At 39.4% G+C, this 13,260-nt stretch carries 9 protein-coding genes; 6 read left to right on the top strand and 3 right to left on the bottom strand.

From position 1 onward, the window contains the following. Positions 1 to 213: 213 nt before the first annotated feature. The 3 genes from C5471_RS06360 to C5471_RS06350 all read right to left on the bottom strand — a co-directional run bounded on the left by C5471_RS06360 (position 214) and on the right by C5471_RS06350 (position 3,834). Positions 214 to 1,560, bottom strand: coding sequence for an NCS2 family permease (locus C5471_RS06360; protein ID WP_133816338.1), 1,347 nt, complete (start codon positions 1,558 to 1,560; stop codon positions 214 to 216). Positions 1,561 to 2,357: 797 nt separating this feature from the next. Further along, entirely contained in the window at positions 2,358 to 2,813 is a 456-nt protein-coding gene (locus tag C5471_RS06355; protein WP_133816247.1) for a type II toxin-antitoxin system PemK/MazF family toxin, read from the bottom strand. 268 nt (positions 2,814 to 3,081) lie between these two features. After that, positions 3,082 to 3,834, bottom strand: a complete 753-nt coding sequence (locus tag C5471_RS06350) for a sulfite exporter TauE/SafE family protein (RefSeq protein WP_133816246.1) — start codon at positions 3,832 to 3,834, stop codon at positions 3,082 to 3,084. 262 nt (positions 3,835 to 4,096) lie between these two features. On the opposite strand from C5471_RS06350, the gene eptB reads away from it, so the two are divergent. The 6 genes from eptB (at position 4,097) to fghA (ending at position 13,055) form a co-directional block, all read left to right on the top strand. After that, positions 4,097 to 5,761, top strand: a complete 1,665-nt coding sequence (eptB, locus tag C5471_RS06345) for a kdo(2)-lipid A phosphoethanolamine 7''-transferase (RefSeq protein ID WP_133816245.1) — start codon at positions 4,097 to 4,099, stop codon at positions 5,759 to 5,761. 243 nt (positions 5,762 to 6,004) lie between these two features. Beyond that, on the top strand, positions 6,005 to 8,530 hold the full coding sequence (locus tag C5471_RS06340; RefSeq protein ID WP_133816244.1) for an AAA family ATPase: 2,526 nt from the start codon (positions 6,005 to 6,007) through the stop codon (positions 8,528 to 8,530). Further along, positions 8,527 to 10,344: a nuclease domain-containing protein gene (locus tag C5471_RS06335; RefSeq protein ID WP_133816243.1), complete on the top strand. Its 1,818-nt coding sequence runs from the start codon at positions 8,527 to 8,529 to the stop codon at positions 10,342 to 10,344. The genes C5471_RS06340 and C5471_RS06335 overlap by 4 nt, the downstream gene beginning before the upstream one ends. Before the next feature lie 205 nt (positions 10,345 to 10,549). Continuing rightward, positions 10,550 to 10,882 carry a hypothetical protein gene (locus tag C5471_RS06330; RefSeq protein WP_133816242.1) on the top strand — a complete coding sequence of 111 codons (333 nt, stop codon included), beginning with the start codon at positions 10,550 to 10,552 and terminating at the stop codon, positions 10,880 to 10,882. Between the two features lie 96 nt (positions 10,883 to 10,978). Continuing rightward, positions 10,979 to 12,088 (top strand): S-(hydroxymethyl)glutathione dehydrogenase/class III alcohol dehydrogenase, encoded by a 1,110-nt coding sequence (locus C5471_RS06325; protein ID WP_133816241.1) that lies wholly within the window; start codon positions 10,979 to 10,981, stop codon positions 12,086 to 12,088. Positions 12,089 to 12,206: 118 nt separating this feature from the next. Further along, positions 12,207 to 13,055 carry an S-formylglutathione hydrolase gene (fghA, locus tag C5471_RS06320; protein ID WP_133816240.1) on the top strand — a complete coding sequence of 283 codons (849 nt, stop codon included), beginning with the start codon at positions 12,207 to 12,209 and terminating at the stop codon, positions 13,053 to 13,055. Positions 13,056 to 13,260: the final 205 nt, after the last annotated feature.

Genomic DNA, 13,260 nt, shown 5'->3' with positions numbered 1-13,260 from the left:
CGTCAAAACAAAAACAGTGAGAATAGATCTTAATGCTAAAATAGCTGAATCAATCGAAAAAGGTAGATACATGCTGAGTCGTATCCGAAAGAATTGCAGGAATATTGTAAACTAATCAGATAAATAGCGGTGAAATAATTGAGAATTTAAAAGTAATCGCAAGAAATGGCAAAGTGTGCCAGCATGGACACACCTTACGCACTTTTTAATCAATCAAATAGCCCAATCACCAGCATAAAATACTACTAAAGCGATCGTGATCATTACTGTACCGACATTTAACTTACGCCATTCACCGGAACAGACACGGCCAATAACCAAAGAACCGAAACCCAGCATAATGCCAGTGACAATATTGCAAGTCAGAACAATAAAGACCGCACAGAGCATACCGGACATCGCGCCAACAAAATCCTCGAAATCCAGCTTTCTGACATTACTCAGCATCAGCAAACCGACATACATCAGCGCCGGCGCAGTCGCATACGCTGGTACAAGATATGAAAGTGGAGAAAGGAACAAAATTAACAAGAACAAGATACCGACAACTGTTGCAGTTAAACCTGTTTTACCCCCTGCTGCGGTACCCGCCGCTGATTCGATATATACCGCAGCCGGAGAGGCACCGATAGCACCGGCAAAAATACTGCTGACAGAATCGGCAGTCAGCGCTTTACCGCCATTAATAATCTGCCCGCCCTTATCCAACAGATTCCCTTGCCCTGCCACTGCGCGGATTGTGCCGGTGGCATCAAATACGGCGGTCATTACCAGTGCCAGCACACTGGGTAATACAATCGGCTGCAAAGCTCCCATAATATCCATACTAAAAATCAGAGACAGGCCGTCATCTCCCAAGTTGGGTACTTTAAAGAATCCTTGATATTTCACCGCCGGATCAAAAATCAGCCCGAGAACAGAAATCACCACAATCACCAGTAGCACACCACCTGGAACTTTCAATTTTTCCAGGCCGAAAATAACCGCCAGACCAAGCAAAGTCATCATAACTGGAAAAGAGGTGAACGAACCCAGAGCAACAGGCAGACCTTCCAACGGGTTCTTAATGATCAAACCAACGCCATTTGAGGCAATCAATAACAAAAACAGCCCAATACCAATCCCCGCACCATGCGCAATACCCATGGGTATATTGCGCAAAATCCAGGAGCGAATACCGGTAACAGAAATCACCGTAAACAAACAGCCCATCAGGAATACCGCACCGAGCGCAACCGGAATACTGATTTGCTGCCCCAAAACCAAACTAAAAGCGGTAAATGCGGTCAATGAAATTGCACAACCGATAGCCATTGGCAGGTTAGCCCAAAGCCCCATTAACAAAGAGCCAAAACCAGCAACCAAACAAGTCGCAATAAAGACAGCGGTATGAGGAAACCCGGCTTGTCCTAACATACCCGGTACAACGATGACGGAGTAAACCATCGCCAGGAAAGTCGTGAGCCCTGCCAGAATTTCACGGCGTACCGTTGTTCCGCGTTCGGTCAATTTAAAATATTTATCCAGCTTGCATTTAGCTGGTGCCTGAGTGCCGGACATCATGTTGTTCCTCTGCATTATATTCATGTATTTCCCCGCTTTCTGCCAAACGAAAACGATTACTTTACTTAATAACAATAATGAATATTGCACCAATCGGTTTCACAAACCATAAAAGCAATCGTTTGGCTTTCAGAATAAAAAATGGCGAGAGAATTTGAGGTGAAAGATTATCCAGTGATTATGGTGTTGGAATCAAGAGCTAACAGTACTATTTAACACAAAAAAAGCGGCCTGTTTATTGTCATGTTTTTCTCGTTAAAAACTTACTAAAACGGCACTATGGGGGCATTTGAACAGAAATTTATAATTTCATCCTTACAAATTCACTTCAAACCATAAATTCCTGCACAACATTCACCTGCCGAAAAAAATTGACAGTTCTCATTGCTACCTGGTCATTTGACTTTAGCTACCTTGATATATTTGTAAGGTGTTGGCTCTGACCTCATCATTTCGCAAATCTGATCCTCTACCTTTAGTTGTTTCAACACTGCGTCTATATAAATGCTGTTCCGCAGTACAACCATGTTAAGCACTAAGCCCAATTACCAAAAACAGTGTTATTTCCCATAAGGATTCAGGATACTACCTGTGAGGATCAAGCTTGGTGGGTCTAACAGAAAGGCCTAAAGCGGGAAAAAATGTTTTACTTGCCGTAGAATGGCAAAAGCCCAGCATATCAACTGGGCTTTGCAGGTCCCTCAATGGGGAATAAATCTTTAAAGGGCCTCAATGGGCTACCGCTGCATCATCGTGGATTTTGACGAAATCGTCAACAGTTATTTTAAAACAAGTCAAGAATCTGATAGCATCCAGCTTGCATTGATGGATTTGATAACCGCACTTTGTATTTCTGCTACAAGTTCTCTCGACAAGCATTGATTCAGGTATCCACGGACAGTTCGCGGCCTGCTAAGGCGCATGCGACTTACCTGCTGAACGAGATCAGTTTTAGCCCAGCGGGTTTGCTGATCGAAATATCTTACCCCTTCAATGATTCCCTCTGCGATTTCTACGTGCATACCACGCCGTAGCTTATCTACGTCACACGTTGTTGACAAAGGAACCACGATACAAGCATTTCCGTTTATCTTACCATTAAGCACCACTACCAGACGGTTCTTCACCATTTCAGGTGGCATGTGGCCGTCATAAAAATTTGCCACAACAGCACCATCATTACCAATGGGATAACTCCCATAGTTACATTCAAGGATCTCCCCGACTTTAGGGCTAAAAGATATCGGCACAAAAAGTTCCTTTTCAATTAAGTTAAAGTAAGAGGTTAAACAATCGTCACGCTACCATTGGGATAGTCAAACCAATTACAATACCCATGACAGCGATACTATTGGTAATAATAAAAATAGCGAAGAAATGGCTATTCCTGTAATGACGACTATTCATTTATTTATGCCTACCCCTCCAGCAAAAAACAGAGAAAATAAATGCGAAATGAATCGAAATAACAATTCAATGATATTATACAAAACAAATAAATTTTTATTAGTTACTATTTCAATAGGTAAATATATAACGATATATCAGCATTAACCCTGAAACTAGCACAATAATATTGATAAACCTCAGGAATGTCTCTCTGGAAATTTTTAGTGTCACCTTGCGGCCTAAATAAATTCCCAACAACATAGCTGGGATCAATGCCAGTATTAATAACAAGAGTGAACTATCCAGATAAATACCCAGGACAACAAAAATAATCACTCTTGTCAGAGTACTGAAACCAATTAAAGTCGTCTGAGTAATTCGGAAAGCTTCCTTATCGGGTATCCGCCCGGCCAAATAGATGGCATAAAGAAAACCACCACTACCAAATAATGCGCTGAAAACACCACCCCCCAAGCCAAATGGAATCGCCGCTTTCACCGGGAATTGACGATAGGCTTTACCAGAAAATAATGAATAAAGTGAATAGAAAACAACAAATAATCCTAATACCAGAACCAAAACATCAGGTCGGGCCATTAATAAAATGGCTGCACCAATCAAGCTACCGATAATCATTAACGGAACAATTAGCTTGAGCTCACTAAACTCGGCTCTTCTGCCATCTCTGGCAACATTAATCACTGCGGCGGTTAAATCTATCAACGCAAGTAGAGGAACAATTTTTGCTACAGGGATATAAAGCGCCAGAATCGGACTGGCAATAAGTGCAGAGCCAAACCCAGCCATGCCAAAAACCAAGTAAGCAAAAAAAACAGCAAAAATACAAATAAACAGATCAGGCCATGTTAGTACATGTAACATTGATATTTCCCTGAAAATAGTTATCAATCCGAGTGATCATTGTCTCAATACTAATAGCTTTTACTATCGTTTGTCAGGACAATCTGCAAAAAATAACCACAGCAATTCAAGATACTCTTACTGTACAAATGTGCTGTTAATGGGTGGGTGGAAAAAATGAAGGAGCCAGAATTGTAAATAACCACAAATATTCGTTAAGTAATGAATGATCTATAGGCTTGCCTCATTTTTCAAATTAAGTTTACCAAGGTTTCCTAAGCTAATGAAAAAAATAAAATCTTTGCCACATCCCATACAAGCGCTATTACTGGCGATCTATATCGGCATTTTTCTCAATCTATCGGTTTTTTATCGTCATTTTGAAGAGACTCATGTTGGCATTCATACTTCTAAGTTAGTTACCGGCAGCATTAAAGCTCTCACCATTATTCTATTTACCTTTTTTCTGTTACGTCTTCTTTCTTTAGGTGGACGCCGGTTCTACCGTATTACTGCCAGCTTATTAGTTCTATTCTCAGTTGCTGCCAGCTATTACATGACCTTCTTTAATGTCGTTATTGGCTACGGCATTATTGCTTCCGTTTTAACTACAGATATTGATTTATCCGTTGAAGTTATTGGTTACAACTTTATCGTCTGGCTAATTTTGCTCAGTATCTTGCCATTACTGCTTATCTGGTCGGGTAATTTACCCAATACTCTGCTTGAACAACTGCGAACGCCCGGCCAGCGAATAAAATCACTGGCAGTCATGCTGATAGCGGCATTACTGGTATGGGTTCCGCTGGACTGGATGAACACTCAGCAAAAAGCTAACGACGTGCTCAATAATGTCGATATGCCAAGCTATGGCGGTGTGGTTGCGCACTCTTACTTGCCTTCTAACTGGCTGACTGCACTGGGGTTATATATTACGACTGCGACAGACGAATATCTGAATCAGAATGAACTGTTTGATCCGACACAAAAGTTCACTTATGTTGCTCCACAAGGCATTAATGATACCTACATGATATTTATCATTGGTGAAACTGCGCGTTGGGATCATATGGGAATATTGGGATATGAGCGCGATACAACCCCACTTCTGAGCAAAGAACCGAATCTGGTCGCATTCCGAGGTGAATCCTGCGACACCGCCACCAAACTTTCCCTGCGCTGTATGTTTGTACGCGAAGGGGGTACCAAAAATAACGACCAGCGCACACTGAAAGAACAAAACATATTCTCAGTTATGCATAAATTGGGATTCAGCTCAGAACTTTTTTCAATGCAAAGTGAAGTCTGGTTTTATAACAAGACCGAGGTGGACAATTTTGCTTTCCGTGAACTGATCGCCTCTGAGAGCCGCAACGATGGCAAGCCTGTTGACGATATGATGTTAATTAATGAATTAAAAGAATCACTGGAACATCATCCAAACGGCAAACATCTGGTCATCTTGCATACTAAAGGCTCTCACTATCTATATTCACAACGTTATCCGCGCAGCTTTGCCAAATATCAACCGGAATGCATGAACGTCGATGATGACTGTAGCAAAGAACAGCTCATCAACGCATTTGATAACAGCATTTTATACACCGATTACTTTATCAAAAACGTCATCGACCAGGTACGGGATAAAAAAGCGCTGGTATTTTACACCTCAGACCACGGCGAATCGATCAACGATGATTTCCATCTACACGGTACACCACGTCATATAGCGCCACCGGAACAATTCCGTGTGCCATTGATAGTTTGGGCATCAGATAAATTCCTGGATGCCCCAAATAATGCTCAGGCTTTTGAAAACCTCAGAACACAGGCCAAAACAGGTAATATCTATCGCCATGTTGAACTCTATGACACTATTCTCGGTTGCCTAGGCTATACCTCTCCGAACGGCGGAATTATGGCAAGTAATAATCTGTGCGGTGATTGAGGGATATTTCCAGTCCTGAAATACATGGGCACTTTTTTGTAAAATGAATGCTTAATTTATTCCGTCTTATACTTCAATGAATAATATAGCCATTCATTTTATCGATTGTAGTTAAATATTTTAAATAGAAAAGCTAAGAACTCAATAAAACAATATCAAATTAAATTAAATCATAGGTGAATATATTTTACGATATGTTATGATTCATTTTTAGACATATACTTAAGGCCAACGAGAGACAAGATGCAAACACACGAAAGAAAGGTACTATGCACTATAGAAAAAGGATATTCCTACGAAAGAGAAGATCAGCTAGGGAAACTCAGAGTGTATTTTGAGATTTTGAGTAATGGTGAAATTGTACCAATTAATAAAGAAAGTTTATTTTGTGAAACTGAACAGGTTTTCGTTACTGCGGGGTATAGCGAATTACGTGAAAAGTATAGCGCCTCACTTTTTGCAGCAACATGTGTTCCAACAAATTTTGAGAAAAAAGAGGGAAACTGCCAATATATCACCAGAGCAAATTTTTGCGAAGAGATCAAAGGGCTTTTAGCCTGCCAAGTTTACGATCTTCCATTTCCTGATGTTAACGAAGCAGTTATTACTTTAACAGAAAAACCCTTAACAAAAACCATCCTGATCCAAAATGACAGCTATATCTATGGGCCTTTCGATTATGTTGATGAAATAGATCCAGCAACAAGCCAATATATTTTGCATTTAAAGCCGATAAGTACGCCATTAAATAAAATCCAGCAATTTCATATTGGAAAAATAGGCATCCAGAAATGTATCGCATATTTATCAAAAAATAATTATTCAGATATGACTTTTCTATGCAATATAAAAAGAATCTTTGAAAACATAGATGACACCATCGATTATATAACTAACGATCAAATCATTTCAACCTACGGAAATAGAATTGCACAAAACTCTGAGATAAGAAGTTTCAACAAAGGAACAATAGCGCAAATTCGTAAGTGCTATACTTCCTCACAAGAATTCAGAACTTTTCCTGAAAGATTTAACAGGCTATTTCAAAGTTTAGAAATAGCAGAGAGTTGGGATAGTACCCGGAAAGATTTGATGGGTAGTTTTCTTTCAATGGATAAAGGAAGGGAAATTTTAAAAAAATATATCGACGAAAATAAAGAAGAATATTTTCGGGAAGAAAAACAATCTTTTTTAAAGAAGTTACAAAAAGATAAATTAAATCAGCAGCAAGCATTTAATGAATTAATCAATAAAAAAGAGCAAGTAGAAGCTGATATCCGCAAAATGCTGCGAGCAAGAGAGCTGTTTCAATTCAATGGTGGTCAGATATCAACAATCACCATTACGGCAGAAGAAAAAAATAAGATTGAACAGAAACTATCTTCCCGACGTAAAGAACTAGATACTCTCACCGCAGAAGTCAAAGTTTTAGAAGAAAAACATAGTCGTTTTAAAAAAATCGAAGACTTAAAAAATGAAATAGATGATCTGGAGCGTGAACGCGACAGATATAGAGATAGAAAAAGGCAGATGGAAGAACAGGTTGAGGATGTTGCGAAAAAACTGAGAGAAAGTAATGAAGTATTAACCAGCAGGTTGGTGCAGCTTAAACCCGATGTAGATGCTTTATGTGGTTTAAAGCCAAAAGCAGTATTTAGCTCATTGGATTATAATGTCATAACAAGGGAAATTTCAGCAACTGAAAGTGATGAAGATACCCGCGAAAATCTAATCAATAGCGTCCTTGATGCTTTAAATAATCGAGGCCGTAAAACAGATTATTATACCGTTGCGAATATTTTGACAACGATAGCACAATGTCAGTTTACATTATTTAGCGGATTACCTGGAACGGGGAAAACATCACTGGCAAAAATACTTGCAGCCAGCCTGGGGCTACAAAATCGCTTATTAAATATTCCTGTTGCACGAGGTTGGACTTCATCAAGAGATGTATTAGGTTTCTATAATGCTTTATCCCAATCATTTATACCTTCCGCTACTGGATTATTTGATTTAATTAGACATCTTCATTACGAAATGAAAGAGAAAATTGAGTCAGCCGCTCCAGCTATTATTTTACTTGATGAATTTAACCTTTCACAACCGGAACACTATTTCAGCCCGTTCCTTGAAATGGCCGATCCTGAGTCTAAGCGAATAATTTTAACCGGTAATCCAGAGGAGCAACATTTTCAGGTACCCACCTATTTACGTTTTTTAGGCACTATCAATCAGGACGAATCTGTTCAATCCCTTACTCCTAGGTTGTTAGACAGGGCTGCTATAATCAATTTTGATGATTTTGAACAAGACTATGATTTGAGTGTAGTAAAATCAGATACCCATAAAGATTTAAACATTTCCCCAATTACTGGAAATAAGTTCATTGATATTTTCTTTCCAAGATCTTTAGAAATGACACCAGATATTGAGCGAATTTTGCAATTAATCATCGAAACTTTACGTGATGATAACCCAGAATTCGGAACCCCCGTTATTGTTTCATATCGAAAAATAAAAGCTATTCGCTCATACCATAATGTGGCTGGCCCAATGATGTATATCGAAAGTAAATATAAAGCATTAGATTACGCTGTAGCTCAACATATATTACCTCTTTTAAATGGCTATGGACAGAATTTTGGTAATCGATTAAATACCTTGTTAGATAATTTACCTGACGAAATGGAACACTCACATAAACTACTGAGAAGAATTATTAGCGCTGGAAGCCAAAATATGTTTTGTTATGGGGCCAATATATGATCCGTTGGGAAATGTTTATCAATTCAATTTCTGATGAAGAAGTTGTTGATCTCAGAATCAACAACAAATATCAAATTACAGAATTAGATCACATTCTGTTTCAAGTTTCTTTATCGGAGGAGGATGCTGAGAAAAATGGCATTCCTATAATAATCATAGGAGATACATCTCTGAAATTAGTTTTTTCTCACTATGGAAATGGCGAGAAAATATACACGTCAATAGAGCCAATAAACTCACATCGTTCAAGGTATTTTTATAATTTCTTTGGGGAAAACCAAGTTTATCTTTATTTAGGAAGCCAATATGATCCTATATATAGTGTTACCTTTGATATTCTGGCAAGACGAGAAAATGTCGCCTTAGCAAACATGATGTTAGAATACTTAACCGAAAACTTAGAGGATATTATTTCCATTTGCTTTTCAAAAAGCAGAAAAATCACCTCATCGAATGAAGATAATATTTTTAATTTCAATAAATTAGACATAATAAAAGAAACAGTTAACTATTTAACACAACATTTGCCATTATTTATTATAGAACATAGACACACTTTAGAACCTAAATTAACTCTATCAAGACAAGGGCAACCAACCGGACCCGATTCAATTATGTGGGCATTATACAATCTTGACCAGTTATCTCCTGCGAATGATGAAGACGCCAACATATTCTATAATAATAGAGGATATTCTTTCAATGAACTGCCTAAAGAGACATTAAAAGAAAATACGAATACTTACGAAAACAAAGTCATCCACGCTTTTCTAAAACAAGCTAATATGTTTCTGGTGATGCTTAAAGAATCACTGATTTATCCTAAAGATAAAATCCAATCTTTAGAAAAAAATGAATTTATCCAATTTAATCACATAATATCAAAATATGCATATTTAGCCTTGAAAAATAAATCCAAAAAAATTGAAAGCCTAATTAGCACTTTAGAAAAAACCAGATTATTGTTTAATAAAAAAATACCCTCAACAGCACCAATAGGTATTGTTCCTAAAATCACACCTTATGTTGCTAAACATAACCATTACAGAAAAACCTTTTATCTTATTGAGCAGTACCACCATGCACCAATATCCTCTTTTATTGGTAAAGAACTTTTTTCCGGATTAAAAAACCTCTCAGTAATTTATGAAACGACTGTATTGATTTTATTACATGAGGTTATTCAAGAAAGTTATAAAGTTCAGCTTATTGAACAAAGTTATAGACTCCATGCGGAAGAATTGCCTTTCGGCGGCGTCACAATAAAAAGACCAGAAAATGAAATTAATAATTATTTCTTATTTAAAAATGAAAAATATGACATTGAATTATTTTACGAAGCAAAAATTTTCCCTTTAAGCGCCCATAGTAAAAAAGGAGATCTTGTTGATACAAGTAACAATATTGATTCTAACAAATATGAAAAACACCATTTTCATCCTGATTTTATCATGAAAGTAAACTCAAAAAGCTGGAAAAATCCACTCATTATAATACTTGATGCAAAATATAAAGATGCAAAAACAATAAAGGAGCATGATATTAATGAATTAACAAGGAAGTATTTATTTAATATACATCAGGTTAATGAAAATATGGCCTTAGGCATGTCGCCGGTAAAAATGCTTTTTATTTTATTCGCACATAGTTCAGAAGAAACCGTTGTCAGAACAGTTGCCCCACGACATTGTATCAATGGTCAGTTTCCAGTCTTACCACAATCAATCGCTATTTCAGTTAAACCTAATGAAAAAAATATATTAATTGAACACTTTATTGCACTTAAAGAAATTATGGATAATAATAAAGACTAATTGTGTGAATCTATCAATTGAAATTATTTTCAATCAAAACAATATAAGATAATTATATCACGCCAAAAGCACATATAACATTCATTTGCCCTGATTGTTTTAAGGTGTTATTTATTTTCATCTGGTAAGATTTTTTTAAATCTTGGACAATTTGTGTCGTTGAATATCTAAATATCATTAGTGTTTTTCTGAAGAGGAAATTATTATGGAATATCAAAAAATTGGACAAATGAGCCTTAAAAACTCAGGCGGATTTGTTGCTAGAATCCAATTTAGTTATATTGATGCCAACGGTGAAAAGTTTCTAAGTAAACAAAGTGACGATATTACTCTTGGAGTAACAAAGACTATTGATCCAGGTGATCTTGGGGTTCCTGATGGAGCGATGGTTTATATGCATGTGTTTGTAGTATGGGGGCGTGATAATGAAGCTCATCAAGTTTTTTCATACAAAAAAGGGAGTCAAGCGATTGCCAACTATATGATCAGTGGTACAACATTAAATAATGACCTTGGCTTGATCGATGTTATACAGTAATACAGACAGGCCCTGAAAAAGCAGGGCCTTATAGGCTAAAGCTTTACTTTTTCTGCCTACAGTAAATCCTAGAGCGGTTATGCATTAAGGAGAAATATGAAATCACGAGCCGCTGTTGCATTCGGGCCGGGCCGCCCCCTTGAAATCGTTGAAATCGATGTTGCCCCACCCCAGGCCGGTGAAGTGCTGGTTAAAATCAGCCATACCGGTGTGTGTCATACAGATGCCTTCACCCTATCAGGGGATGATCCGGAAGGCATTTTTCCTGCTGTGCTCGGGCATGAAGGCGCCGGTGTAGTCATTGAAGTTGGTGAAGGTGTCACCAGCGTCAAACCCGGTGACCACGTTATCCCTCTCTATACCGCAGAATGCCAAGAGTGCCTGTTTTGCCAATCAGGAAAAACCAACCTGTGTGTAGCCGTGCGGGCAACTCAAGGGAAAGGTGTCATGCCGGATGGCACAACCCGTTTTTCCTACCAAGGGCAGCCTATTTATCATTACATGGGATGTTCCACATTCAGCGAATACACAGTCGTAGCCGAAGTATCACTGGCAAAAATCAACCCGGAAGCAAACCATGAAGAGGTGTGTTTGCTGGGTTGCGGTGTCACGACCGGCATTGGTGCAGTGCACAATACTGCTAAAGTGCAACCTGGTGACTCTGTCGCCGTCTTTGGGCTCGGCGGCATTGGCCTTGCCGTGCTCCAGGGAGCTCGTCAGGCAAACGCGGGCAGGATCATTGCCATTGATACAAATCCGGCAAAATTTGAGCTGGCCAGACGGTTCGGGGCAACCGACTGCCTAAACCCGAATGATTACGATAAGCCTATTCAGCAGGTCATCATCGAGATGACGGAATGGGGAGTAGATCATACTTTCGAGTGTATTGGTAATGTCAATGTTATGCGTGCCGCGCTTGAAAGTGCACACCGTGGCTGGGGACAATCAGTGATTATTGGCGTGGCGGGTGCAGGACAGGAAATCTCAACCCGGCCATTCCAACTGGTCACTGGCCGTTCATGGCGAGGCACCGCCTTTGGTGGTGTTAAAGGCCGTAGTCAGTTGCCTAACATGGTGGAAGAGGCAATGAAAGGTAAAATTGAGTTAAAGCCTTTTGTTACTCACACCTTACCGCTCAAGCGCATCAATGAAGCATTCGAACTGATGCATGAGGGAAAGTCCATTCGCACAGTCATCTATTACTAAGCTGTTTTGCGGGAGTTAAAAACCGTGCTGTAACAGACGGTTTTTAACAAAACAGGAAACGATAGCCGGGTTTACCGTGAAATGAGTGAACCTGCAAGGTTCACAGAGAGGAAAAAGAATGGAAAGGATTGAACGCCACGCTTGTTTTGGGGGATGGCAGGATGTTTATCAGCACGAATCGGCCGTACTTGGCTGTGCCATGAATTTTGCTGTTTACCTTCCTCCTCAGGCTGAACATCAGAAATTACCGGTACTGTACTGGCTCTCAGGCTTAACCTGCAATGAGCAAAATTTCATCACTAAAGCGGGGGCTCAACGCTACGCTGCCGAACAGGGTATTATCCTTGTCGCCCCAGATACCAGCCCTCGTGGTGAGAACGTTGCGGATGACAACGCTTATGATTTGGGTCAGGGTGCCGGTTTTTACCTCAACGCAACACAGGAACCCTGGGTGCCTCACTATCACATGTACGATTATGTGGTGTCAGAGCTACCGACACTGATCGAAGCACACTTCCCGGTAACAGCCGCCCGGGCCATTAGTGGTCACTCTATGGGCGGTCATGGTGCACTGATGATCGCGCTACGCAATCCAGATCGTTACCACAGCATATCAGCCTTTTCACCGATTGTTGCGCCCTCTCAGGTTCCTTGGGGAGAAAACGCTTTTCGCGCTTATCTGGGCGAAGTTCGTGACACATGGAAAGCCTATGATGCAATCGAGCTGCTGACCAGTAGCACCAAGCCCTTGCATGTGTTAATTGATATCGGTACTGATGACCCGTTTCTTCAAGAACAACTACGCCCTGAGCTGTTGAAAAATGTGTGCGAAAGCACTGGGCATCCCTACACACTGAACCTGCGCACCGGCTATGATCATAGCTACTATTTTGTCGCTAGTTTTATCGGCGAGCATATCGCATATCATGCCAAGGCATTGAAGAGAACTTGTTCAAATAATCAATAAATCACATACGGCTCCCTTAATATTTTTATGATTAAGGGGTTCCCAAACCAATACACTGGTGGTTATTCAGTCAACTTAATTAGAACATAACGGCATTTACCGTCTATTTTAACCAGATAGACAATAAGAGAATAACCCATCTGAAACAATTTACATTAATCAAGACTGTACTTCTTACGCTTGTTTCCTTCGGAATGGCACTACT

The sequence above is a fragment of the Photorhabdus tasmaniensis genome, from assembly GCF_011189505.1.
Taxonomy (GTDB): domain Bacteria; phylum Pseudomonadota; class Gammaproteobacteria; order Enterobacterales; family Enterobacteriaceae; genus Photorhabdus; species Photorhabdus tasmaniensis.
This window is presented reverse-complemented; position numbering and strand designations above follow the sequence as displayed.